Origin of the sequence: Polaribacter sp. BAL334 (assembly GCF_015767435.1) — a bacterium.
In the GTDB taxonomy this organism is placed as follows: Bacteria; Bacteroidota; Bacteroidia; order Flavobacteriales; family Flavobacteriaceae; genus Polaribacter.
In genome coordinates, this window is record NZ_JADWOV010000038.1 from 1 (window position 1) to 692 (window position 692).

A 692-nucleotide genomic window follows, 5' to 3' on the forward strand; every position below is an offset into this window, starting at 1 on the left:
CTTTTATCTAAAGACAGAAATAGCAATAACAAAAAAACATTTTTAAATATTCCATTAGCACAGTATTTTAAGGCTGATATTGAGTATAAGAAATTTTGGGATACAGGAAACAATTCCGTTTTTGCTTTCAGAACTTTGATTGGCGCCATTATTACTTATGACAATTCCGACATTCCTTTTATCAAAAGTTATTTTGCAGGAGGCTCTAACGATATTAGAGCTTGGCAAACGTATGAATTAGGTCCTGGTAGCAGAAGAGCAGGTCTTGAGTTCAATACCGGTAGTTTTAAATTTTTAACAAGTGCTGAATATCGTTTTGACATGTTTAGCAAACTAAAAGGCGCATTTTTTGTGGATGCAGGAAACATTTGGGATATTACAGGATCTGAATTTGTAGATGATGATGCAAGATTCAAAAACCTATCTTCCTTAAAAAATATTGCTGTTGGCTCGGGATTTGGAACACGTTTGGATTTTAACTTTTTAATCTTGCGTTTTGACATCGGATTTAAAACCTACGAACCTTATTTAGAAGGCAATAAATGGTTTCGCAACTATAATTTTTCGAATGCTGTGTATAACATCGGTATTAACTATCCGTTCTAAAAAATACATCGTTTTCGTTATTTTAAAGTCAATTTTCAGTAAAAAAAAGCCATATTTTTAGTACTTTTGAAGAATAATATCAATAC

Annotated in this window: 1 protein-coding gene; it reads left to right on the forward strand. The window is 31.8% G+C overall.

The window, feature by feature from the left end:
* A partial coding sequence (locus tag IU405_RS00205; RefSeq protein WP_197436659.1) for a BamA/TamA family outer membrane protein occupies positions 1-606 on the forward strand: 606 nt, incomplete at its 5' end.
* Between the last annotated feature and the right edge of the window lie 86 nt (positions 607-692).